We start from the raw sequence: 24,028 nt of genomic DNA, 5'->3' as shown, positions 1-24,028 counted from the left end.
TCAGTACTGAAACAGCATCGCCCGCTGTGCCAAAAGTCCAGCATCGCTTGCGATGGCCCTGAGGGCTGCGCAAGCCCTTGGCTACGCTTCTTGCGCGTTGGGCAAAGCAAGGCGCGAGGTGTCTTCCTCGCCTTCTTCCGCACCCACACGCCCTTCATTCAGGCTGGCAATCCCTTCCGCCGTGATGTCGCCAGTCACGTACACGCCGTCAAAGCACGAGGCATCGAAACCGACGATTGCGCTGTTGAGCACACCCACGGCCTTCTTCATGCCATCCACATCCTGGTAGATAAGAGCATCGCAGCCGATGGCCTGGCGAATTTCTTCGACCGTACGGCCATGGGCCACCAGTTCGCTGCTGGTGGGCATATCGATGCCATACACATTGGGGTAGCGCACCGGTGGCGCCGCGCTGGCCAGGTACACCTTGCGGGCACCCGCGTCGCGTGCCATCTGCACGATCTCGCGGCTGGTGGTGCCGCGCACGATGGAATCATCCACCAGCAACACGTTGCGGCCTTTGAATTCGCTGCCAATCACATTGAGCTTCTGGCGCACCGACTTCTTGCGCACGCCCTGCCCCGGCATGATGAAGGTACGACCCACGTAACGGTTCTTGACGAAGCCTTCACGGTACGGGACGCCGAGCAGATGCGCCAGCTGGGTAGCGCTGGGGCGGCTGGACTCGGGGATGGGGATGATCACATCGATCTCATTAGGCGGCACGGTGGACACCACGCGCTTGGCCAAGGCTTCACCCAGGTTCAGGCGGGCCTGGTAGACCGAGATGCCGTCCAGCACCGAATCGGGCCGCGCGAGGTACACAAACTCAAAGATGCATGGATTGAGCTGCGGATTCTCTGCACACTGGCTGGCGTGAACCTGTCCGTCCAGCGTGATGAAAATCGCTTCGCCCGGATTGATGTTGCGCTCGAACACATGGGAGGTGCCCTCCAGCGCCACCGACTCACTGCCCACCATCACGGTGCCGTCCTGGCTGCGGCCCATGGCCAGCGGGCGGATGCCGTGCGGGTCGCGGAAGGCCAGCAGACCGTGGCCTGCGATCAGCGCGATCACAGCATAGGACCCCTTGATGCGCTTGTGCACTGCACGCACGGCAGTGAAAACGTCCTCGGGCTGCAGAGGCACGCCCCGCGTGGCGCGTTCGAGTTCGTGCGCAAACACGTTCAGAAGGACTTCCGAATCACTTTCCGTGTTGGTGTGGCGGTGGTCCGTCTGGAACAGCTCGGTGCGCAGTTCGCGGGCGTTCGTCAGATTACCGTTGTGCACCAACACGATGCCGAACGGGGCATTGACGTAAAACGGTTGCGCCTCTTCTTCGCTGTAGGCGTTGCCGGCGGTGGGGTAACGCACCTGACCCAGCCCCACATTGCCCGGCAGAGCGCGCATGTTGCGCGTGCGAAAAACGTCGCGCACCATGCCCTTGGCCTTGTGCATGAAGAATTTGCGGCCCTGCTGGGTCACGATGCCAGCAGCATCCTGACCACGATGCTGCAAAAGCAGCAAAGCGTCATAGATCAGCTGATTGACGGGCGCAGGACTGACGACGCCGACGATTCCACACATAGTTGTATTCCATCCGTTTGCGGGAACAGCCCCGCGGTCATCCAACGGCAGCAGCTTCTGGCCGCTGCCGCTTCGATCTCACGAAGGCAGATGCCTTCCAAATTCGTCCGGCAGCGCCGGTTTCAACCCCTTGAGCACTTCGGCCAAGACCGGCGCGCCCCGCGACTCCTGCCACCACTGTGCCTCGTGCACGGGGGTGATGCCAGCCACCACGGCCACAGCAAGCAACAAAACGAGGCCGCGCAACACACCAAAGACGGCACCGAGGGTGCGGTCCGCCGGGCGCAGCCCTACAGCTTCCACCAGCTTCTTGGCCAGCCATGCCAGAAAACCACAGGCAAAAACCGAAGCCACAAACACCACGACAAAACCGGCTGCATACCGCAGCGACTCGCCCGACCCACCCATGGGCAACAAGGCCGCTGCATCGGCCGCAAACCATTGCGCCACAAAAAAAGACGCCACCCAACCCAACACCGACAGCACTTCAAACACCAGTCCGCGCCACGCACCTATCAGCATGGAGGCCAGCAACACGGCCACAAACACCCAATCCAACGCAGCCATGGACAAGCGGCAGCCTGATCAATGTTTACAGGGTCAGCACCGACGCCGACAGGTCCAGCGACTTGATGCGCGCCGCCGCTTTGTCTGCCTCTGCCCGGTTGGTGAACGGACCCACACGCACCCGGGTGCGCTTTCCGTCCTTGGTGTCCACCACCTGCGTATAGGTCTTGAGACCCGCCCGTTCCACCTTCGTGCGTGCTTCGCGGGCCTTTTCGGCATCAGCAAACGCCCCCACCTGCACGATGAAGCGCGCTTCCTCGGCACTGGCGGCGGCTGGCGCCTCGGTGCTGCGGCCTTCCAACAGGGCGCGGGCACGTGCCGAATCGTCTGCACGTGCAGGCTTGGGTTCAGGGACGGGAGAAGGTGCGGGAGCAGCAGGCGGCTTGGCCTCGTGTTTCACCTCGGGCTTTGGGGGGGCAACCGCTGGGGCTGGCGCAGGTTTGGCTGCTGCTGTACGAGCGCTAGGCACCAGTTCTTCACCGTCCGCCAAGCCATTGGCTGCGGCAGTGCGCGAAGGCGCAGGCCGCTGCGCAGCAGCCGTCGGGGCTGGCTCTGGGGTGGAGGGTGCAGCAGGCTTGGCGGCGATAGGTTCAGCCACTGGCGCAGGCACCACCAGGGGAGCCACCTTGTTGCGGTCTGGGATCACGATGGGAATGTCCACAGGGATAGGCCGTGGCTGGGTATCAAACAGCAACGGAAACCCGATGACCCCCACCAGCACCAGCACTGCAGCGCCAATCAAACGGTGCCGGGCGCGGCGGCGCATCACTTCGATGCTCTCAGCCTGTGGTGTGCGCGGGCGCTTGGACGGCTTTTCGGCCTGTTGCTGCTCACCCTGACCGGGCCACCGGAACTTGAAAAATGCCATGGACTAAGGACTCGTGAGGCGCTCAGGCGCCCATATGTTTGGCGTGCAAGCGGGGTGTTCCATTGATCAGCACCCCACCCACCGTGTAGAACGAGCCAAAGACCACAATTCTATCAGCGGGGTCTGCGGCGGCCACCGCCGCCTGCAAGGCCTGCAGTGGGTCGGCATGCAAGCTGGATGCAACGTCCCGGCGACCGCCCGCCACCATATGCACGGCATTCCACTTCTGCTGCAACACGGCGGCCGACTCAGCGCGCGGAGTGGGCAGATCGGTGAAATACCAACGGTCCACCAGAGGCCCGACCTTGGCCAGCATGGGCGCTAGGTCCTTGTCCGCCATGGCGCCAAACACCGCGTGGGTGACGGGGAAGTACCCCATCGCATCCAAGTTGGCCGTGAGCGCCGCCACGGAGTGCGGGTTGTGCGCCACATCCAGCACCAGGGTCGGTTGCCCCGGCACGATCTGAAAGCGGCCCGGCAACTCCACCATGGCCATACCGTTGCGCACGGCCTGGGCGGTCACCGGCAGCCGATCACGCAATGCCTCAAAAGCGGCGAGCACGCCCGAGGCGTTCACCAGCTGGTTAGCCCCACGCAGAGACGGATAAGCCAGCCCGGCATAGCGCCGCCCCCGGCCAGCCCAGCTCCACTGCTGCTTGTCGCCCGAGAAATTGAAATCGCGCCCGAAACTCCACAAATCGGCGCCGATCTCCCGCGCGTGATCCACCACGCTCTGCGGGGCCATGGGGTCGCTCACGATGGCTGGGCGCCCCGTGCGCATGATGCCCGCCTTTTCGCGGCCAATGCTCTCGCGGTCCGGGCCCAGAAATTCTGTGTGGTCGATATCGATGCTGGTGATGATGGCGCAGTCGGTGTCGATCGCGTTCGTGGCATCCAGGCGCCCTCCGAGGCCGACTTCGAGAATTGCCACGTCCAGCAACGCATGGCTCATCAAGCGCAGGATGGCCAGGGTGGTGAACTCAAAGTACGTGAGAGACACCTCGTTTCCGTTCTGAGTTCTGGCGCTCTCCACCGCCTCGAAATGGGGTACCAGGTCCGCCGCCGACACGATTTCGCCATGCACACGGCAGCGCTCCTCAAAGTGCACCAAATGCGGTGAGGTGTACACGCCGGTGCGATAACCCGCCTGCAGCGCCACCGCTTCGAGCATGGCGCAGGTCGATCCTTTTCCGTTGGTGCCCGCCACCGTGATCACCGGGCACTCGAACCGCAGCGCCATGCGGCGGGCGACTTCGGCGACCCGATCCAGGCCCATATCAATGTTGCGGGGGTGCAGCTGCTCGCAATGGCGCAGCCAGCCTTCCAGGGTGTGGGGTTTGGTTTGCATACAGCGAGGGATTGTCGCCGAGCCAGCATTCACCCCCGCGATTTCGAGGATGATGCGCGGCATGAATACCGCCATCACCGTCTACGGCATCCCCAATTGCGATACCGTCAAAAAATCCCGCGCCTGGTTTGCAGAACAAGGGCTGGAAGTCCAGTTTCATGACTTCAAAAAGCAAGGCGTTCCCACCGAGCTGCTCCCTGGCTGGCTGAAGGCCGTGGGCTGGCAGAAGCTGGTCAATCGTCAAGGGACCACCTGGCGCAAGCTGGACGCAGCCACACAGGCATCGGTGCAGGGCGACGCGAGCGCCAGTGCCCTGATGCAGCAACAACCCAGTGTGATCAAGCGCCCCGTGGTGCAGTGGCAGGACGCCCAAGGCCTGCATGTGACCGTCGGATTTGTGCCGGAGCAGTGGCCTGGCGGGCCGAATGGCGCATCCAAGGGCTGACTTGGGACGGGGAACGCGGGAAAATCGCACAAATCTTTACGCAGATTTACGGCGTCCGGGCCCCGAATTGACCTTGCGGGCCTAAACTTTTCTGCAGTCTGGTGCGTTATGTACCGACCCGAAAGGAGTTTCTCCATGAAAAAGATCGTCATTTTTTCTGCCCTGGCAGCCGTCGCCGTCGTGGCCAGCGCTCAGGAACAAGGCCGTGTGCTGTCTGCCACGCCCATCATTCAGCAGGTCGGCGTTCCGCAGCAGGTGTGTGGCAACGAGACCGTCTACAACGGCAACCGCACGACGGGCGCCGGCGCTGTGATTGGCGCGATTGCCGGGGGCGCGGTGGGCAATACCATCGGCAAGGGCAGCGGTCGCGCAGCAGCCACCGCCATCGGGGTGCTGGGTGGCGCCGTAGTAGGCAACCAGATCGAGGGCAACGGCCAGCCGCAATACCAGAACGTGCAGCGTTGCTCCACCGAGACGTACTACGAAAACCGTACCGTAGGCTACAACGTGGTGTATGAATACGCAGGCCGCCAGTACACCACCCGCACCCAGAACGACCCAGGCCGCTGGATCCCGGTGAATGTGCAGCCCGCTGGCCAGACCTATTCCACACAACCCGACCCGTATGCGGCCCAGGGTGTTTACAGCCAACCGGGTGTGGTGACCTCCACCTACCCCGTGCAGCCGGTGTACCAGGCGCCCCCCACCTATGTGACGCCCCCGGTGACGGTGATTGAATACGGCTACGACAGCGGCCGCCCCTACTACCCGCACCACCGCAACCCTTACTGGCGTTGAAGGCTGGCAGCGTGGCCGCACAAGCCTGTGAACAAAGAGCCCTTCGGGGCTCTTTTTCTTGATGCAAGCGGCGGCGGGCATGGGTTTCGTTGGTTCGCACAGCCCAATGCGTCAGCACCCTGCCCTAAAATCGCGGGTTTCCTCCATTCCTACCCGCGCATCCATGACCACCGAAAAAATCGACGGCGTGTCCGTCACCACCCAGGCCAATGTGTACTTTGACGGCAAGTGCGTGAGCCACGGCATCACCTTCCCGGACGGCACGAAGAAGTCGGTGGGCGTGGTGCTGCCCGCAACGCTCACGTTCAACACCGGCGCCCCTGAAATCATGGAATGCGTGGCGGGCTCGTGCGAATACAAGCTGGCTGGTACCGACGCATGGGTGAAATCGTCCGCAGGCGAGAAGTTCAGCGTGCCCGGCAACTCCAAGTTTGACATCCGCGTGACCGAGGCCTACCACTACATCTGCCATTTCGGCTGAGATGTTCGGGCTGAAATTTGATTGATTTTGGCCTCTAGCGCTAGTCCACAATGCGCTGGCAGCTATCATTTTTGAAGAAGACTCCATGGCAACCATCCTCCAGAACCTCCCCCTCGGCCAAAAGGTCGGCATCGCCTTCTCCGGCGGCCTGGACACCAGTGCCGCACTGCACTGGATGAAGCTCAAGGGCGCCGTGCCCTACGCCTACACCGCCAACCTGGGCCAGCCCGACGAGCCCGACTACGACGCCATCCCGCGCAAGGCCATGGAATACGGCGCCGAGAAGGCCCGCCTGGTGGACTGCCGCACGCAACTGGCCCACGAAGGCATTGCCGCCCTGCAGGCTGGCGCCTTCCACATCAGCACCGGCGGCCTGACCTACTTCAACACCACCCCCCTGGGCCGCGCCGTGACCGGCACCATGCTGGTGGCCGCGATGAAGGAAGACGACGTCAACATCTGGGGCGACGGATCGACCTTCAAGGGCAACGACATCGAGCGCTTCTACCGCTACGGCCTGCTGACCAACCCCTCGCTCAAGATCTACAAGCCGTGGCTGGACCAACTGTTCATCGACGAGCTGGGCGGCCGCGCCGAAATGTCGGCGTTCATGACGCAGGCCGGCTTTGGCTACAAGATGAGCGCCGAGAAGGCCTACAGCACGGACAGCAACATGCTGGGCGCCACACACGAGGCCAAGGACCTGGAGTTCCTGTCCAGCGGCATCCGCATCGTCAACCCCATCATGGGTGTGGCGTTCTGGAAGCCCGAGGTCGAAGTGAAGGCCGAGGAAGTGTCCGTGACCTTCAACGAAGGCCAGCCCGTGGCGCTGAACGGCAAGGAGTTCAACGACCCCGTCGAGCTGATCCTTGAAGCCAACCGCATCGGTGGCCGCCACGGCCTGGGCATGAGCGACCAGATCGAAAACCGCATCATCGAAGCCAAGAGCCGCGGCATCTACGAAGCCCCCGGCCTCGCGCTGCTGCACATCGCCTACGAGCGCCTGGTGACCGGCATCCACAACGAAGACACCATCGAGCAGTACCGCATGAATGGCCTGAAGCTGGGCCGCCTGCTGTACCAGGGCCGCTGGTTCGACCCCCAGGCCATCATGCTGCGCGAAACCGCCCAGCGCTGGGTGGCCCGCGCCGTGACCGGCACCGTGACACTGGAACTGCGCCGTGGCAACGACTATTCACTGCTGAACACCGAGTCGCCCAACCTGACCTACGCACCCGAGCGCCTGTCGATGGAAAAGGTGGAAGACGCGCCGTTCAGCCCGCTGGACCGCATTGGCCAGCTGACCATGCGCAACCTGGACATCTCGGACACGCGTGGAAAGCTGGGCGTGTACTCGCGCGCGGGCCTGCTGTCGCTGGGAGGCAATGCAGCCCTGGCCCAGCTGGACAACGACCGCAAGTAAGGCAGCACTCGCCCTATGGGCCCCAAGCCTTCCGGGTGACCACAGGGAGCAGCTTAGCGGCTCATTTGGAGCAAAAAGGGCTCGTAGCGCTAGTGCAATTTGCCTCTCCAGCTATCAATAGATGAGCAAAAGCCACCCTTGGGGTGGCTTTTTCATTGGGGTCTCGTACTAGGCGCGACACCAGCCCTTTCGAGGCGCAGGGGTCGCCTCTGACTTCGCGCTACACGACCACCGGCTCGGGCTCCAGCCGGATGCCAAAGCGCTCGTACACACTCGTCTGGATGGCCTTGGCCAGGGTCATGACCTCGCCCCCTGTCACGCTGTCAGCGCCCTGCCCCCGGTTGACCAGCACGAGGGCCTGCTTCTCGTACACCCCGGCCTTGCCGATGGATTTGCCTTTCCAGCCGCAGGCATCGATCAGCCAGCCCGCCGCCAGCTTGATGCTGCCGTCGGGCATGGGGTAGTGCACGATCTTGGGCTCGCGGGCGATGATGTCGGCGCACTGGTCGGGCGACACGGTAGGGTTCTTGAAGAAGCTGCCCGCGTTGCCCACCACGGCAGGGTCGGGTAGTTTCGCGCGGCGGATGTCGCAGACCCAGTCAAAAATTTGCTGGGCACCGGGGTGTTCCACCCCCGCCTCGGCGCGGCGGCGCTCCAGGTCCAGGTAGCCCAGCACCGGCTTCCACGGCTTGGGCAGTCGAAAGCGCACATGGGTGATCACCGCCCGGCCTGCCAGCCCCATGCCGCGCGGCAGCCCGCTGCCGTCCTGCGCTTCGGAAGGTGCGTGCTTGAAAACGGAATCACGGTAGCCAAAACCGCATTGCGCGGCATCCAGGCTGAACGACTGGCCCGTAGCCAGGTCGATGGCGTCGAGCGACTCAAAACGGTCCTGCAGCTCCACGCCATACGCGCCAATGTTCTGGACGGGCGATGCCCCCACCGTGCCCGGGATCAGGGCCAGGTTCTCCAACCCGGGATAGCCGTGCGCCAGCGTCCAGGCCACGGCGTCGTGCCAGACCTCGCCAGCACCCGCCTCCACGATCCAGGCCTTGGGCGTTTCATCCACCAGGCGCAGGCCCTTGATTTCCATCTTGAGCACGACGGACTTCACGTCACCGGTCAGGATGATGTTGCTGCCGCCGCCCAGCACAAATTTCGGTGCGTTCGCGAGCTGGGGGGCTGCCAGCACAGCCCGCAGATCGTCCACCGAATGCACTCGCACCAGGGTTTGGGCGCGCGCGGCAATGCCGAAGGTGTTGCAGGGCTGTAAAGGGGCGTTTTTCTCGACTACCATTGGCCCGATTGTCGCACCCGGCCTTTTGGCTCCCTGCGATCCGCCCCCATATCTGCACTTGTTTTCCCCGAGATAGAGACCCACCATGCCATCTTTTGACACCGTCTGCGAAGCCAATCTGGTTGAAGTGAAAAACGCCGTCGAGAACACCGCCAAGGAAATCGCCACCCGTTTCGACTTCAAGGGCACCTCTGCCAGCATCGAGATCAAGGACAAGGACATCACGCTGATCGGCGATGCTGATTTCCAGCTCACCCAGATTGAAGATGTTCTACGCAACAAGCTCACCAAACGCAGCGTGGATGTGCGTTTTCTGGACATGGGCGATGTGCAGAAAATGGGCGGCGACAAGGTCAAGCAGGTCATCAAGGTGCGCAACGGCATCGAGAGCGAGCTGGCCAAGAAGATCCAGAAGCTGCTCAAGGAAAGCAAGCTCAAGGTGCAAGGTGCTATTCAGGAAGACAAGGTGCGCGTGACTGGCGCCAAGCGCGACGACCTGCAGGCCGCCATGGCCTTGATCCGCAAGGATGTGACGGACGTGCCACTGTCGTTCGACAACTTCCGCGACTGATATGAAGCCACATCCCCCTGAGGTCCTGCGGGCCTTCCCCCCGCTCCCGCAGGGGCTGCGCCGGTATCAGCGCCTCCTCGCCCTGTGCATCGGGTTGCTGCTGGGCCCCACCTGGGCGCATGCGCAGGCTGTGGCGCTGGCGGGTGTACTGGGCAGCAAGGCGCTGATCGTGGTGAATGCCAACCCGCCCAAGGCGGTGGGCGCGGGGGATGAGTTCCAGGGGGTGAAAGTCATCGCCGTCGCCAAGGACGAAGCCACCGTGGAGATCCAGGGCGCACGGCGCACGCTGCGACTGGGCGAGGCGCCCGTGAGCGTGGGCGGACGCAGTGGCAGCGGCAAACGCATTTTGCTGGTGGCAGATGGCAGAGGCCATTTTGTGAACAGCGGCACCATCAACGGGCAGGTGATGCAGTACATGGTGGACACCGGGGCCTCCACCGTCGCCATCGGGCGGCCGGATGCAGAGCGTATGGGCCTCAACTACCAAAACGGCCAGCCGGTGCGCGTGAACACGGCCAATGGCGTCGCCCAGGGCTGGCGCATGAAGCTCGACTCCATCCGCATCGGTGACGTCGAGGTCTTTGGGGTAGAGGCCATCATCACCTCGCAGCCCATGCCCTATGTGCTGCTGGGCAACAGCTTCCTGAACGAGTTCCAGATGACCCGCACCAACGACCAGATGGTGCTCGAAAAGCGCCACTGACGCCTGTACACCCGCAATGTCCGCACACCCCTCCTCCACCCACGCGCACTCCGAAGGAGAGTACGAAGACCTGCTCAGCCTCTGGTCCGACCTGGAGTCGGCCCTGTCGGTGCTGCTGAGCCGGCCGCTGCAAGTGCAGGACTTTCCGGGCAAGGTGCGGCAGTTTGATGCCTGGCTGCAGGACCTGGTGGCGCACGACATCGACGCGGCGCTGTACCTGATGTTCCAGCACGCCTCCACATCCACCGTGGGCTATAGCGCCTCGCACGCGCTGGTGTGCGGCACGCTGTGCCACATCATGGCGCTGGAGCTCAAGCTGCCGCAGCGTGAGCGCGACAGCCTGGTGCGGGCGGCACTCACCATGAACATTGGCATGACGACCCTGCAGGACGAACTGGCCGTGCAGCGCGAGCGCCCCACGGCGGAGCAGCAGGAGGCCATCAAGAGCCACCCCGAAGACAGCATGCTGCTGCTGGAACGCCTGTTCATCAACGATCCGCTCTGGCTGGACGTGGTGGGGCAACACCATGCCAGCATTGCCGAACGCGTGCCTTTGGCCAACCAGGAGCCGATAGACCGGCTCACCCGCATCCTCGGCACCATTGACCGGTATGCCGCCATGATCAGCCCGCGCAAATCCCGCGCCGGGCGCAGTGCCACCGATTCGGTGCGTGCCATCGTGGGACAAGAAGTGGACCAGCGCGACGAGGTCAGCTACACCCTGGTGCGCTCCATCGGCCTGTGCCCCCCAGGTACGTTTGTGAAACTGGACAACGGCGAAACCGCCATCGTGCTGCGCCGCAGCGACAAGGCCAACCACCCGCTGGTGGCCAGCCTGCTGGACAGCACCGGCAACCACCGCAGCCAGCCCAGCCTGTACCAGACCGCGAGTGGCAAGCCCCGCATCCAGTCTGCCCTGGCCCGGTCCGCAGTGAGCCTGGAACTCAACCACCGCACCATGGTGCGGCTGGGGCTGTACGCCGCCCAGCACAGCGCAGGGTTGCGCGGGCTGGTGACTGCGCCCGGCGCGCTCTGACACGGGGCACGCGCCCAACCGGGCGCGTGGCTACATCAGTGTTTGGCCTTGGCTTTTGCGGTGGGCTTTGCCTTGGCGCTCTCTTCACCCTCGGCAGGTTTCGCCTTCTTGCTGCCAAGGCGCGATTCGGTGCCCGCAATCAAGCGCTGGATGTTCTCGCGGTGCCGCCAGGCCAGCAGCAGCGCCATCACCACGATCGAGGCGGCAATCGTGCCTTCGGCATACCAGACCACGCCATCCACCATCAGGTAGTACACCGGGGCAAACGCAGCGGCCACCAGCGAGGCCAGCGATGAATAGCGGAAGAAGAACGCAATGATGAGCCAGGTAGCCGCCGTCGCCAGGCCCAGCCAGCCGCTGATGCCCACCAGCACGCCCAGTGCCGTCGCCACGCCCTTGCCGCCCTGAAACCGGAAGAACACCGGCCACAGGTGCCCCAGGAAAGCAGCCAGCCCCACCAACGCCACGGTACCGTCCTCCAGCCCATAGGGATGGCCAAACCACATCACCAGCGCCACCGGCAGCCAGCCCTTCATTGCGTCCAGCAGCAGGGTCACGATGGCCGCCGCCTTGCTGCCAGAACGCAGCACATTGGTGGCGCCGGGGTTCTTGCTGCCATAGGTGCGCGGATCGCTCAGGCCCATGACGCGCGTCACGATGACGGCAAACGACAGCGAGCCCAGCAGGTAGGCGGCCACAGTGGCAAGAACGGGATAGACGGCGGTCAAAGCAACTCCTTGGAAATCTAATGGTCAGCCTTCTGAAGGGCTGAATCGCGCGGCGACCTATTCTGCCAGCGCGCACTGCACCGGCTTGGCGCCCAGCAACTGCACACACACCTTCGGGTCCAGCTGCACCAGAAAGCCCCGGCGCCCGCCGTTGATGGCAATGCGGGGCAACGCGAGGATGGTCTCTTCGATGTAAACCGGCATGGTGCGCCGCGTGCCAAACGGAGACGTCCCCCCCACAAGGTAGCCACTGTGCCGGTTGGCGACCTCGGGTGCACAGGGCTCGACCGACTTGGCGCCGATCTGGCGTGCGAGGTTCTTGGTGGAGACCTTGCGGTTGCCATGCATCAGCACCAGGAGCGGCTTGGCGTCCTGGTCCTGCATGACGAGGGTCTTGACCACGGTGAACGGGTCCAGACCCAGCACCTCGGCGCTGTGCATCGCGCCGCCGTGCTCCAGGTACTCATACGGGTGTTCGGTGAACGCCACCTTGTTCGCCTTGAGCAGCTGGGTGGCTTGGGTCTCGGAAACGTGTTCTTTCTTGGCCATGGTGTGGTGCGGATAGGGCACCGATGGTATCCGTATCCAAATGTGAGCGTGCTGGAATCTGCGGCAATGTGTCAGAACACCGAGGCAGGCGCTGGGGTAGCCTTGCGGCGCCGCCCGACCTTGCGCTTGCCGTATTCCTCGATGGCGATCACCAGCGCTTGCGTGAACTGCTGCACCAGGGCGGACTGGCTACGGCCCTCGGCTGCCAGCACCTGCAGGCGCCGTTGCTGCAGCTGGGTTTCGTCAAATGGCCGGGCAGCCAGCAGGCCCGCCTCCACCCAGCGCGCCGCCGTGAGGTAGCTGGCCAGCACCACGTCCTGCCCGCTCAGCAGCGGCAACAAGGCCGACGAAAAATTGCTCTCCACAGCAGGCACATAGCGCAGGCCCTGCACCGCACAGCTCAGGTCAAACAGCTGCCGCCCCGTGGTGTTGGCGGCCCCCAGCAGCAGTGGGTAGCGCACCACGTCAGCCACGCTCACACTGCGCTGGCGCGCCAGCGGGTGCTGTGCGGGCATGACGGCATAAATGGGTGCGATGGCCGAGTGCAGCACCTGCAGGCCCTTCTCGGGCGCCGTGCTGTACTTCAGCGCCAGATCGGCCTCGCCGCGCAGCACCAGGGCCGACACCTCCTGCGGCACGGCCACCTGCAACTGCAGCTGCACCTGCGGGTACGCCTGCCGAAACCCGCCCATGACCAGCGGCATGAAGGCTGCCGCAAACCCTTCGGTGCAGGCCAGCCGCACCCGCAGGGCACTTTGGGCCGACAGATCCTGCAATTGATCGACCAGCTCCAGCGCCTGCGCATCGTGTGCACTGGCATGGGCCAGCAGGCGGGTGCCCGCTTCGGTCAGGGTCATGCCGCGCGCCTGGCGCTCGAACAGCACCACACCCAGGCTGTCTTCCAGCTTGCCCAGCTGCCGGCTCACGGCCGAAGCGGCCACGTGCAGGCGCTGCGCGGCCTGGTTGACGGAGCCGGTGCGCGCGACCTCCAGAAAGTAGCGCAAGGGCAGGCTGAGCAGTGAAATGGCCATGGCTGTTTAAATCACAAAAAGGCAATGGTCAGTTGCCAAATCTCTATTCAAAGCAATGGTAAACCAGCATCCATCTTGCATGGCTTGAGGCTCCAATTCACCCATGCCCTTGCGCGGGCGCCACGTGGCCATTGCTCCTACGGCGCCCGCTGCCGGGGCCCTACCACCGGAGTCCGCATGAAACGCCTTGTTCGAGCCTCTTTCCTGTCTGCCACCCTGGCAGTTCTTGCCGGCCATGCCAGCCTGGCCTGCGCCCAGGCAGCAGCCCCTGCCGACGCCTGGCCCCAGCGCCCCGTGCGCATGGTGGTGCCCTTCCCGCCCGGCGGCGGCACCGACGTGGTGGCACGCGCGCTGGCACAGAAGCTGGCCAGCCGCCTGGGCACGCCAGTGGTGATCGACAACAAGCCGGGTGCCTCCACCATCATCGGCACCGAAGCCGTGGTGCGTGCCGACCCCGACGGCTACACGCTGCTGGTTTCGGGCTCCACCAGCTACACGGTCAACCCTGCCTTGCGCAGCAAGCTGCCCTACGACCCTGCCAAGGACCTCGTGCCCGTGGCCACCGTGGCCCGGGCACCCCTGGTGCTGGTCGTCAGCGCCAGCGCGCCGTACAAGGACCTGAACGCACTGATCGCCGCAGCCAAGGCAAAGCCCAAGAGCATCCACTACGCCACCTTCGGCTCCGGCTCTGGCCCACACCTGGCGGGCGCGCTGCTGGAGCAGGCGGCCGGGATCCAGCTGCAGGACGTGCCCTACCGGGGCAGCAGCCAGTCGCTGATCGCCCTCATGGGTGGCGAAATCCAGCTAGGTATCGACACCGTGGCGGCTGCGGCGCCGCAAGTGAAGGCCGGCAAGCTGCGCGCTCTGGCCATTGCGGGCAAGTCGCGCTCCAGCATGCTGCCGGGGGTGCCCACCGTGGAGGAACTCAAACTGCCAGACGCCGTGTTCGACGCCTGGTATGCCATCGCCGCCCCCGCCAAGACGCCACAGTCTGTCATCCGAAAGCTGGTGACCGAGGTGGAAGCCGTCACCCGCGACAGTGGTCTGCAGGAACAGATGCGCACCCAGGGCATGGAACCCGTGCACCTGGGGCCGGTGGCCACGCGCGCCATGATCGATGACGAGATCGGCCGCTACCGCGCGCTGGCCCACCGCGCCAAGATCGTGGTGGACTGACGAACACCCAACAAGGACCTGCACGATGAACCGCCAACAACTCATTCAAGACGTCCAGCGCTACTTTGACGATGGCCGCTTTGCCACCGACCTGCGCCGCCGCGTGGCCTGGCGCACCGAAAGCGACACTGGCAAGGTGCCCCCTGAACTGCACACCTACCTCACCGACGAAATGGTGCCCTGGCTCACGCCCCTGGGTTTTGAATGCGAGGTGCTCGACAACCCCTCGCCACAAGGCGGCCCCTTTTTGGTGGCCCGCCGCGTGGAAGACCCTGCACTGCCAACCGTGCTCACCTACGGCCACGGCGATGTGGTCAACGGACAGGACGCGCAATGGCGCGAGGGCCTCTCGCCCTGGAAGCTCACCATCGAAGGCGAGCGCTGGTATGGCCGAGGCACGGCCGACAACAAAGGCCAGCACACCGTGAGCCTGGCCGCACTCGCCCACACCATCGAGGCCCGGGGCGGCCGCCTGGGCTACAACGTGACGCTGCTCATGGAGATGGGCGAAGAGGCGGGTTCGCCCGGCCTGGCCGCCTTCTGTGAGCGGCACAGCGACGCGCTGAGAGCCGACCTTTTTCTGGCCAGCGACGGCCCCCGCGTGAACGCGAGCTACCCCACCCTCTTCCTGGGTTCACGCGGAGCCATCAACTTCTCACTCGCGGTGCGCAGCCGCGACAAGGCCTACCACTCCGGCAACTGGGGCGGCGTGCTGGCCAACCCGGCCACCGTGCTCACGCACGCCCTGGCCACGCTGGTGGACGCGAAGGGCCGCATCCTCGTCAAAGGCCTGCTGCCGCCTGCGGTGCCCGACAAGCTGCGCACTGCCCTCAAGGACGTGGTGATTGGCACCGGCGCCGATGACCCCGCCCTCACCCCCGGTTGGGGCGAGCCTGGCCTCACCCCCGCAGAGCAGCTGGTGGGCTGGAACACGCTGGAGGTGCTGGCGCTGGGCGCGGGCAACGCGCAGCGGCCCATCAACGCCATCCCCGCGCAGGCCGTAGCGCACTGCCAGCTGCGCTTTGTGGTGGGCACCGATTGGCAGAACGTGCAGGCCACGCTGCGCGAACACCTGGATGCGCATGGCTTCAGCCAAGTCGAGATCACCATGGGCATGCACTGCGGCGCCACGCGGCTCGATCTGCACAACCCCTGGGTGGACTGGACGATGGCCTCGCTGCAGGCCAGCGCAGGCCAGCCCGCAACGCTGCTGCCCAACCTGGCAGGCTCGCTGCCCAACGACATCTTTGCCGACCAGCTCGGTCTGCCCACGCTGTGGGTGCCGCACTCGTACCCTGCCTGCGCCCAGCATGCACCCAACGAACATTTGCTGGCGCCCGTGGCACGAGAAGGTCTGGCGGTGATGGCCGGGCTGTTCTGGGACCTGGGTGAGCCCCAAGGGACGCCGTGGGTTGAAGGGCGCACCACCCGGCAGGAGGCAACTGCCTGACAGCAGCGCGCACAAACTCGCAGACAAACCAAGGGGCCTGCACGGCCCCTTGGTTTGATCTTGCCTATTCGCAGGGCCACGCCCTGCCCCCGGTCACAACGCAGGGTCGCGCAGCTCCCAGCGGATAGCGTCAATGGCCTTCAGCACCTCGGGCGACAGCGTGGTGCCCCAGGCATTCAGGTCTTCCTCCAACTGCGCCACCGACGTCACGCCGATGATGGTGCTGGCCACTTGCCACTTGGTGTAGCAGAACGCCAGCGCCATCTGCGTGGGCGTCATGCCGTTGGCGCGGGCAAGCGCGTTGTAGCGGCGCGATGCCTCCAGCGCCTCGGGGCGGCCCCAGCGTTGTTTGCGCACGGATTCATACGATGCAATGCGCGCACCCTGCGGGGCATTGGGCCCAGTAATGCCGCTTTCGTCGTACTTGCCCGTCAACAAACCAAAACCCAGCGGCGAATAGGCCAGCAGCGACACATCCAGGCGGTGGCAGGTTTCATCCAGCCCGTTTTCCCAGGTGCGATTGATCAGGCAGTACGGGTTCTGCACCGTGGTCACACGCGGCAGGCCGTGCTGCTCGGCCAGGCGCACGAACTCGTGCACACCATACGGGGTTTCGTTTGACAGGCCGATGTAGCGCACCTTGCCTGCCTTCACCAGCCCGGCCAGCGCGTCCAGTTGCTCACGGATCGGGGTTTGCGAGGTTTCCTTGGAAGGGTCGTAATACAGGTTGCCGAACGCTGGCACATGGCGCTCGGGCCAGTGGATCTGGTAGAGGTCGATCACATCGGTCTGCAAGCGACGCAGGCTGGCCTCGCACGACGCCACGATGTCGGCCGGGGTCATGCCCTTGCCCTCGCGCACCCAGGGCATGCCGCGCGATGGGCCGGCCACCTTGGTCGCCACCACCAGCTTCTGGCGCGCGCCAGGGTTCTTGGCAAACCAGTTGCCGATGATGGTTTCGGTGGCACCAAAGGTCTCGGCCTTGGCGGGCACGGCGTACATCTCGGCCGTGTCGATGAAGTTCACGCCGCGCGCGAGCGACTGGCTCAGGATGGCATGCGAGTCGGCCTCATTGACCTGCTCGCCGAAGGTCATGGTGCCCAGGCAAATGGGGGTGACAAGCAGGTCACTCTGACCCAAGCGGACGGTGTTCATGCGGTGAAGGCTCCAGAAGGTGGGAAAGTAAGCAGGGCCTGCTGCGGCCCCGGCTGGCGATGGTACAAGCGATCGCCAAAACCTGCCGGACGCCGGACTCCTTGGTGACACCGCAGGGCGCCCCGCCAGCGTGGCGGCAACGTAACATTGGCACAGCATGTACCAAGTCCTCACCCCTTCGCGCAGCAGCACACTGGCGCTGCGGCACCTCAACTATCACGTCCGCCACTGGGGCCCCGAGCAAAGCGACCTCCCCACGCTGGTGCTTTTGCATGGCTGGATGGACGTCAGTGCCTCCTACCAGTTCACGGTGGACGCGCTGCGGCAATCACGCCGCATCATCGCGCCGGACTGGCGCGGTTTTGGCCTCACCACCGGTGCACCGGTGGACCACTATGTGTTTGCCGACTACCTGGCCGACCTGGACCTGCTGCTGGACCACTATGCCCCCGGCGAAGCCATCGACCTGGTGGGCCACAGCATGGGCGGCAACGTGGCCATGATGTACGGCGGTGTGCGGCCCGAGCGCGTGCGCAAGCTCGTCAACCTGGAAGGTTTTGGCCTGCCCGCCACACGCCCCGCGCAGGCTCCCACCCGCTACGCGCAATGGATCGACGAGATCAAGCAGCTGCACCAGGGCACCAAGGAGCTCAAGACCTATGACAGCGCCGACGGCGTCGCCCGCCGCCTGATGAAGACCAACCCCCGCCTGTCCGAAGACAAGGCCCAATGGCTGGCCCAGCACTGGGCGCGGCCCAACGCGCAAGGGAAGTGGGAAATCCTGGGCGACCCCGCCCACAAGATCACCAGCGCGCAGCTGTACCGCGCGGACGAGGCCCTGGCCATCTACGAGCGCATTGCGGCCCCCGTGCTGGCCATCGAGGCCAGTGGCGACAGCCTGGGTCAGTGGTGGAACGGCCGGTACACCCTGGACGAATACCACCAGCGCCTGACCCATGTGCGCACCTGCAGCACCGCCGTCGTGCAAGACGCGGGCCACATGCTGCACCATGACCAGCCCGAGCAGGTGGCACAGCTGATCGAAGCGTTTCTGGATGCTGCCTGAGGCAATTTGAAGTCCTTGCGCCCGCAAGCGCTAGTGGATATTGCCTGATTAGCTATCATTTTTGACATTTTCCCGATGGATTGCCCGACGGGCTTCACGCGCCACTGCGGCGACCGCCCGGCGCAAAGGGCATTGCCAGGGCACTTGCCCTTCCCATGAGAAAATCGCGGGTTATTCCACAGAACACGCAGGACAAGAATCATGGACGCAGAACGCATCAACCTCATCGGCACCACCCTCAGCGACCTGGCTCTGCGCACGCAAGAGTTACGGAGGTATCTTTGACTTCGATGCCAAATTTGAACGCCTGCGCACGGTAAACGCATCGCTGGAAGACCCCTCCGTCTGGAACGACCCCAAGAAGGCCCAGGAGTTGGGCAAGGAACAAAAGTCGCTCTCCAGCGTGGTCGTCACGCTGGACAAGCTCACCCGCGATCTGGCCGACAACGCCGAGCTGTATGAGATGAGCAAAGAGGAAGGCGATGAAGCCGGCCTTTTGACCATCGAGTCGGAAGCCGCCACGATGCGCGCAGCGGTGGAAGAGCTGGAGTTCCGCCGCATGTTCCGCAACGAGGCCGACCCGCTCAACTGCTTTGTGGACATCCAGGCAGGCGCTGGCGGCACCGAGGCCTGCGACTGGGCCAGCATGCTGCTGCGCCAGTACCTCAAGTACGCCGAACGCAAGGGCTTCAAGGCCACGGTCGAAGAAGAAACCCCGGGCGACGTGGCCGGCATCAAGAGCGCCACGATCAAGATCGAGGGTGAGTACGCCTTCGGCCTGCTGCGCACCGAAACCGGTGTGCACCGCTTGGTGCGCAAGAGCCCGTTCGACAGTTCGGGCGGCCGCCACACATCGTTCGCGTCGCTGTTCGTGTACCCCGAAATCGACGACTCCATCGAGATCAACATCAACCCCGCCGACGTGCGCACCGACACCTTCCGCGCATCGGGCGCGGGCGGCCAGCACATCAACAAGACCGACTCGGCCGTGCGACTCACGCACATCCCCACCGGCATCGTGGTGCAGTGCCAGGACGGCCGCAGCCAGCACAGCAACCGTGACGTGGCATGGCAGCGCCTGCGCAGCCGCCTGTACGACTTCGAGATGCGCAAGCGCATGGAAGAGCAACAGAAACTGGAAGACACCAAGACCGACGTGGGCTGGGGCCACCAGATCCGCAGCTACGTGCTGGACAACAGCCGCATCAAGGACCTGCGCACCAACGTCGAAATCTCGGCCACGCAAAAGGTGCTGGACGGCGACCTGGACGCTTTCATCGAAGCTTCGTTGAAGCAAGGCGTCTGAGCGATGCGGATGCGCACCGACGCCATCATCTTCGACATGGACGGCACCATCATCGACTCCATGCCCTGGCACGCCCAGGCGTGGGTCGAGTTCGCACGCCGCCGGGGCATGGACATCGACGTGCCCGACCTCATGGCCCGCACCACGGGCCGCAATGGCACCGAGTGCATCGTGGAACTGTTGGGGCGCCCCGTGTCGCAGGACGAGGCCGACGCGCTCACGCACGAAAAAGAAACCATCTACCGCGAGCTGTTCGCCCCGCGTTTCTCCGAAGTGGCGGGCTTTCGCCAGTTTGCGGCCCAGGTGCGCGCGCGTGGTCTCAAGGTGGCGGTGGGCACCGCGGGTGACATCGGCAACGTGGAATTCGCACTGGGCCACCTGGGCCTGGAACCCGCGCCCCAGGTCATCGTGCGTGGCGATGAGGGCCTGCCCGGCAAGCCCCAGCCCGCGATCTTCCTGGAGGCGGCACGCCGCATCGCGGCAGCCCCCGAGCATTGCATCGTCTTTGAAGACGCGCCTTTCGGCATCGAGGCAGCGCGCCGCGCGGGCATGCGTGCCGTGGCCATCTGCAGCACCCACACGCCCGAACAACTGGCCGGGCCCCATGTGCTGGCCGCCGTGCGCGACTACACCGAACTCATGAACACCGACTTTCTGGAGAGCATCCATGTTGCAACTGCATAAAGCCGACGGAAGCGGAGACGGCACGGCCCCGGCCATCGCCATCCGCCGCGAGGACTACACCGCCCCCGCCTACTGGATCGACAGCGTCGAGCTGACCTTCGACCTGGACCCGAACAAGACACGCGTGCTCAACCGCATGACGCTGCGCCGCAACCCCGACGTGGCCGCGCAGCCGCTCAAGCTCGATGGCGATGACCTGAACCTGGCACGTGTGCTGGTCAACGGCCAGGGCACCTCGTTCAAGATGGAAGGCACCCGCCTGGTGCTGGAGAACCTGCCGGAAGGCGCCGAGCCCTTTGCGCTCGAAATCTTCACCACCTGCTGCCCCGCCAAGAACACGCAGCTCATGGGTCTGTACGTGAGCCAGGGCACCTTCTTCACGCAGTGCGAGGCCGAGGGCTTTCGCCGCATCACCTACTTCCTGGACCGCCCGGACGTGATGGCCAGCTATACCGTCACGCTGCGCGCCGACAAGGCCCAGTACCCGGTGCTGCTGAGCAACGGCAACCTGGTGGACAGCGGCGACCTGGAAGACGGCCGCCACTTTGCCAAGTGGGTGGACCCGCACAAGAAGCCCTGCTACCTGTTCGCCCTGGTGGCAGGCAAGCTGGTGGCCCGCGAGCAGAAGATCAAGAGCCGCTCGGGCACCGACCACCTGCTGCAGGTCTACGTGCGCCCCGGCGATCTGGGCAAGACCGAACACGCCATGAACTCGCTGATGTACAGCGTGGCCTGGGACGAAGCCCGCTTCGGCCTGCCGCTGGACCTGGAGCGCTTCATGATCGTCGCCACCAGCGACTTCAACATGGGCGCCATGGAGAACAAGGGCCTGAACATCTTCAACACGAAGTACGTTCTGGCCAGCGAATCCACGGCCACCGACACCGACTTCGCCAACATCGAAAGCGTGGTAGGCCACGAGTACTTCCACAACTGGACGGGCAACCGCGTGACCTGCCGCGACTGGTTCCAGCTCAGCCTGAAGGAAGGCCTCACGGTCTTCCGCGACCAGGAATTCAGCATGGACCTCGCGGGCAGCCCCTCCGCCCGCGCCGTCAAGCGCATCGAGGATGTGCGCGTGCTGCGCACCGCCCAGTTCCCCGAGGACGCTGGCCCTATGGCCCACCCGGTGCGGCCCGACAGCTACGTCGAGATCAACAACTTCTATACCGTCACCATCTACGAAAAGGGTGCGGAAGTGGTGCGCATGCAGCACAACCTGGTGGGCCGCGAAGGCTTTGCCAAGGGCATGAAGCTGTACTTCGAGCGCCACGACGGCCAGGCCGTGACCTGCGACGATTTTGTGCGATCAATAGCCGATGCCAACCCGGGCAGTCCGCTCACGCAGCACCTTGGGCAGTTCAAGCGCTGGTACAGCCAGGCCGGCACGCCCCGCGTGCGCGCCACGGGCCGCTACGACGCTGCCACGCGCTGCTATGCACTCACGCTATCGCAAAGCTGCGCCCCTACGCCCGGCCAAAGCGAGAAGCAGCCATTCGTCATCCCGGTCGAGCTGGGCCTGATCGATGCCACCACCGGTGCCGCCCTGCCCCTGCACCTGTCGGGCGAAGATTCGTCCGGCAGCACCTCGCGCGTGGTGGTGCTCACCGAGGCATCGCAGACCCTCACCTTCACCAACCTGGACAGCGAGCCTGTGCCATCGCTGCTGCGCGGGTTCAGTGCCCCCGTGGTGCTGGACATCGACTACACCGACGTGCAGTTGCTCACGCTGCTGGCGCACGACGCCGACGCTTTCAACCGCTGGGAAGCTGGGCAGCGCCTGGCACTGCGAATTGCTATTAATACAATAGCTAATGAAGCATATACAACAGGCGCTACCGGCCGATTTGAGCAAACCATTCTGTCGACGGCGTTTGTAGAGGCCATGCGCAGCGTGCTGCGCAACCCGGCCCTGGACGCGGCGTTCAAGGAGCTGGTGCTCACGCTGCCCTCCGAGACGTACATCGCCGAGCAACTGGATGTGGTGGACCCGCAGCGCATCCACGCAGTGCGTGAAGCCATGCGCGAAGAGCTGGCGCTGGCGCTGCAGGCCGACTGGGAAACCGTCTGGGAACAGAACCAGGACACCGGCGGCTATCGCCCCGACCCCGTCTCCTCCGGCCGCCGCGCACTCAGTGGCCTGGCGCTGCACATGTTGTGCATTGCCGCGCAAAAGACAGGTGATGTGGTCTGGCCTGGCAAGGCGTACCAGCGCTTCAAGGTCGCCGGCAACATGACCGACCGGTTCAATGCCCTCACGGCCCTGGTGGCCAGCGGCAGCGAACTGGCCACACCGGCCCTCGCCCGCTTCCATGCGCTGTTCAAGGACGAGCCCCTGGTCATCGACAAGTGGTTTGCACTGCAAGCGGGTGCGCCCGACCGTGGCGGCAACGTCTTGCCCGCCGTGCGCCAGCTCATGCAGCACCCGGACTTCAGCCTGAAGAACCCTAACCGGGCGCGCAGCGTGATCTTCAGCTACTGCAGCGCCAACCCCGGTGCTTTCCACCGGTCGGACGCTGCGGGCTACGTGTTCTGGAGCGACCGCGTGATCGAGCTGGACGCCATCAACCCGCAGGTTGCGGCCCGCCTCGCGCGCGCGCTCGACCGCTGGAAGAAGCTGGCGGACCCCTGGCGCAGTGCCGCGCGCGAGGCCATTGCTCGCGTGGCCGCCAAGCCTGATCTGTCCAACGATGTGCGCGAGGTAGTGACCCGCGCACTCGCCGAATAAACCACGACCGAGAAGAGACTGACATGGCAAAAAGCATCAGCCTGACCCGCTACCTTGTTGAACAACAACGGGTGGACGGACTCATTCCCTCGCAACTGCGCCTGCTGCTGGAAGTGGTGGCCCGCGCCTGCAAAAGCATCAGCCACGCCGTGAACAAGGGCGCACTGGGCGGCGTGCTGGGCACGGCCAGCAGTGAAAACGTGCAGGGCGAAATCCAGAAAAAGCTCGACATCATCGCCAACGAGGTGCTGATCGAGGCCAACGAATGGGGCGGCCACCTGGCGGCGATGGCGTCTGAAGAAATGGACGGCATTTACCTGGTGCCCAACCGCTACCCGCAAGGTGAATACCTGCTGCTGTTCGATCCCCTCGACGGCTCCAGCAACATCGACGTGAACGTGAGCATCGGCACCATCTTCAGCGTGCTGAAAAAGCCCGATGGTGACCGTGGCGTGGAGGAAGGCGACTTCCTGCAGCCCGGCACCCAGCAAGTGGCCGCAGGCTACTGCATCTACGGCCCGCAGACCACCCTGGTGCTCACCGTGGGCGACGGCGTGGCCATGTTCACCCTCGACCGCGAACAGGGCTCCTTCGTGCTGACCGAGGAGAACGTGCGCATCCCCGAGGACACCAAAGAATTCGCGATCAACATGAGCAACATGCGCCACTGGGACGAGCCCGTGAAGCGCTACATCGAGGAATGCCTGCAGGGCAAGGAAGGCCCGCGTGGTAAGGACTTCAACATGCGCTGGATCGCCAGCATGGTGGCCGACGTGCATCGCATCCTGACCCGTGGCGGCGTCTTCATGTACCCGTGGGACAAACGCGAGCCCAACAAGCCCGGCAAGCTGCGCCTGATGTACGAGGCCAACCCCATGGGCTGGCTGGTAGAACAAGCCGGTGGTGCTGCCACCAATGGCAAGCAACGCATCCTCGACATCCAGCCCACCCAGCTCCATGAGCGCGTCAGCGTGATCCTCGGCTCAAAAAATGAGGTGGAACGCGTGACCAGCTACCATTCCACGCTATAATCC

The 24,028-nt window shown here is 64.5% G+C and carries 23 protein-coding genes; 14 read left to right on the top strand and 9 right to left on the bottom strand.

The annotated features are described in order from the left end of the window. Positions 1-81: 81 nt before the first annotated feature. The 4 genes from purF to folC all read right to left on the bottom strand — a co-directional run bounded on the left by purF (position 82) and on the right by folC (position 4,370). Positions 82-1,587, bottom strand: a complete 1,506-nt coding sequence (gene purF / locus AC07X4_RS11245; protein WP_494740100.1) for an amidophosphoribosyltransferase — start codon at positions 1,585-1,587, stop codon at positions 82-84. Between the two features lie 78 nt (positions 1,588-1,665). Further along, on the bottom strand, positions 1,666-2,154 hold the full coding sequence (locus AC07X4_RS11240; RefSeq protein ID WP_121942709.1) for a CvpA family protein: 489 nt from the start codon (positions 2,152-2,154) through the stop codon (positions 1,666-1,668). Positions 2,155-2,179: 25 nt separating this feature from the next. Beyond that, entirely contained in the window at positions 2,180-3,022 is an 843-nt protein-coding gene (locus AC07X4_RS11235; protein WP_494740099.1) for an SPOR domain-containing protein, read from the bottom strand. Positions 3,023-3,044: 22 nt separating this feature from the next. Next, positions 3,045-4,370, bottom strand: coding sequence for a bifunctional tetrahydrofolate synthase/dihydrofolate synthase (gene folC / locus AC07X4_RS11230; protein WP_288850608.1), 1,326 nt, complete (start codon positions 4,368-4,370; stop codon positions 3,045-3,047). A 61-nt stretch (positions 4,371-4,431) separates the two neighbouring features. Between folC and AC07X4_RS11225 the strand changes: the two genes are divergently transcribed. From AC07X4_RS11225 to argG, 4 genes are all read left to right on the top strand, one after another. Then, entirely contained in the window at positions 4,432-4,815 is a 384-nt protein-coding gene (locus AC07X4_RS11225; RefSeq protein WP_494740098.1) for an arsenate reductase, read from the top strand. A 135-nt stretch (positions 4,816-4,950) separates the two neighbouring features. Further along, the gene (locus tag AC07X4_RS11220) at positions 4,951-5,613 is read left to right on the top strand and encodes a glycine zipper 2TM domain-containing protein (RefSeq protein WP_056063736.1); all 663 of its coding nucleotides are present in this window, start codon (positions 4,951-4,953) and stop codon (positions 5,611-5,613) included. Positions 5,614-5,776: 163 nt separating this feature from the next. After that, positions 5,777-6,094: a pyrimidine/purine nucleoside phosphorylase gene (ppnP, locus tag AC07X4_RS11215; protein ID WP_015014470.1), complete on the top strand. Its 318-nt coding sequence runs from the start codon at positions 5,777-5,779 to the stop codon at positions 6,092-6,094. A gap of 85 nt (positions 6,095-6,179) precedes the next feature. Beyond that, entirely contained in the window at positions 6,180-7,517 is a 1,338-nt protein-coding gene (gene argG / locus AC07X4_RS11210; RefSeq protein ID WP_056063739.1) for an argininosuccinate synthase, read from the top strand. Positions 7,518-7,737: 220 nt separating this feature from the next. Here argG and murB read toward each other — a convergent pair whose 3' ends face one another. Next, on the bottom strand, positions 7,738-8,811 hold the full coding sequence (gene murB / locus AC07X4_RS11205) for a UDP-N-acetylmuramate dehydrogenase (RefSeq protein ID WP_494740097.1): 1,074 nt from the start codon (positions 8,809-8,811) through the stop codon (positions 7,738-7,740). Between the two features lie 85 nt (positions 8,812-8,896). On the opposite strand from murB, the gene AC07X4_RS11200 reads away from it, so the two are divergent. From AC07X4_RS11200 to AC07X4_RS11190, 3 genes are read left to right on the top strand one after another with little or no spacing between them, the layout of a single operon-like run. Beyond that, positions 8,897-9,382 carry a YajQ family cyclic di-GMP-binding protein gene (locus tag AC07X4_RS11200; RefSeq protein WP_056063745.1) on the top strand — a complete coding sequence of 162 codons (486 nt, stop codon included), beginning with the start codon at positions 8,897-8,899 and terminating at the stop codon, positions 9,380-9,382. A gap of 1 nt (position 9,383) precedes the next feature. Beyond that, positions 9,384-10,085: a retropepsin-like aspartic protease family protein gene (locus AC07X4_RS11195; RefSeq protein ID WP_494740096.1), complete on the top strand. Its 702-nt coding sequence runs from the start codon at positions 9,384-9,386 to the stop codon at positions 10,083-10,085. A 16-nt stretch (positions 10,086-10,101) separates the two neighbouring features. Beyond that, the gene (locus tag AC07X4_RS11190) at positions 10,102-11,121 is read left to right on the top strand and encodes an HD-GYP domain-containing protein (protein WP_056063748.1); all 1,020 of its coding nucleotides are present in this window, start codon (positions 10,102-10,104) and stop codon (positions 11,119-11,121) included. Between the two features lie 35 nt (positions 11,122-11,156). Here AC07X4_RS11190 and plsY read toward each other — a convergent pair whose 3' ends face one another. The 3 genes from plsY to AC07X4_RS11175 all read right to left on the bottom strand — a co-directional run bounded on the left by plsY (position 11,157) and on the right by AC07X4_RS11175 (position 13,429). Next, complete coding sequence (gene plsY / locus AC07X4_RS11185; RefSeq protein ID WP_494740095.1) at positions 11,157-11,849, bottom strand: glycerol-3-phosphate 1-O-acyltransferase PlsY; 693 nt, start codon at positions 11,847-11,849, stop codon at positions 11,157-11,159. Positions 11,850-11,906: 57 nt separating this feature from the next. Continuing rightward, the gene (locus AC07X4_RS11180; protein WP_494740094.1) at positions 11,907-12,398 is read right to left on the bottom strand and encodes an aminoacyl-tRNA deacylase; all 492 of its coding nucleotides are present in this window, start codon (positions 12,396-12,398) and stop codon (positions 11,907-11,909) included. Positions 12,399-12,469: 71 nt separating this feature from the next. Then, the gene (locus AC07X4_RS11175) at positions 12,470-13,429 is read right to left on the bottom strand and encodes a LysR family transcriptional regulator (protein WP_494740093.1); all 960 of its coding nucleotides are present in this window, start codon (positions 13,427-13,429) and stop codon (positions 12,470-12,472) included. A 177-nt stretch (positions 13,430-13,606) separates the two neighbouring features. Between AC07X4_RS11175 and AC07X4_RS11170 the strand changes: the two genes are divergently transcribed. Both AC07X4_RS11170 and AC07X4_RS11165 read left to right on the top strand, forming a co-directional pair. Then, positions 13,607-14,605, top strand: a complete 999-nt coding sequence (locus tag AC07X4_RS11170) for a Bug family tripartite tricarboxylate transporter substrate binding protein (protein ID WP_056063760.1) — start codon at positions 13,607-13,609, stop codon at positions 14,603-14,605. A 25-nt stretch (positions 14,606-14,630) separates the two neighbouring features. Next, positions 14,631-16,055 (top strand): M20 family metallopeptidase, encoded by a 1,425-nt coding sequence (locus tag AC07X4_RS11165; protein ID WP_494740092.1) that lies wholly within the window; start codon positions 14,631-14,633, stop codon positions 16,053-16,055. A 93-nt stretch (positions 16,056-16,148) separates the two neighbouring features. Here the strand turns inward: AC07X4_RS11165 and AC07X4_RS11160 are convergent, their stop codons facing one another. Continuing rightward, positions 16,149-17,210, bottom strand: coding sequence for an aldo/keto reductase (locus AC07X4_RS11160; RefSeq protein ID WP_494740091.1), 1,062 nt, complete (start codon positions 17,208-17,210; stop codon positions 16,149-16,151). Between the two features lie 157 nt (positions 17,211-17,367). Here AC07X4_RS11160 and AC07X4_RS11155 point away from each other — a divergent pair, with 157 nt between their 5' ends. From AC07X4_RS11155 to AC07X4_RS11135, 5 genes are all read left to right on the top strand, one after another. Then, positions 17,368-18,276 (top strand): alpha/beta fold hydrolase, encoded by a 909-nt coding sequence (locus AC07X4_RS11155; RefSeq protein ID WP_494740090.1) that lies wholly within the window; start codon positions 17,368-17,370, stop codon positions 18,274-18,276. 201 nt (positions 18,277-18,477) lie between these two features. Next, positions 18,478-19,582, top strand: a protein-coding gene (gene prfB / locus AC07X4_RS11150) for a peptide chain release factor 2 (protein WP_099730502.1) whose coding sequence is annotated in 2 segments (ribosomal slippage) — positions 18,478-18,558 and positions 18,560-19,582 — 1,104 coding nt in all. Because the reading frame shifts where the segments join, the coding sequence is not laid out codon by codon here. Positions 19,583-19,591: 9 nt separating this feature from the next. After that, complete coding sequence (locus AC07X4_RS11145; protein ID WP_494740113.1) at positions 19,592-20,266, top strand: HAD family hydrolase; 675 nt, start codon at positions 19,592-19,594, stop codon at positions 20,264-20,266. Continuing rightward, entirely contained in the window at positions 20,250-22,994 is a 2,745-nt protein-coding gene (gene pepN, locus AC07X4_RS11140; protein WP_494740089.1) for an aminopeptidase N, read from the top strand. The genes AC07X4_RS11145 and pepN overlap by 17 nt, the downstream gene beginning before the upstream one ends. A gap of 23 nt (positions 22,995-23,017) precedes the next feature. Beyond that, a complete protein-coding gene (locus tag AC07X4_RS11135; RefSeq protein ID WP_436075023.1) occupies positions 23,018-24,025 on the top strand; it encodes a class 1 fructose-bisphosphatase in 1,008 nt (335 codons plus the stop codon). Positions 24,026-24,028 lie beyond the last annotated feature (3 nt).

The organism is Acidovorax sp. GW460-11-11-14-LB4 (assembly GCF_059423685.1).
Note: the sequence above shows the minus strand (reverse complement) of the source record. Positions and strands in the feature narration are given on the sequence as shown.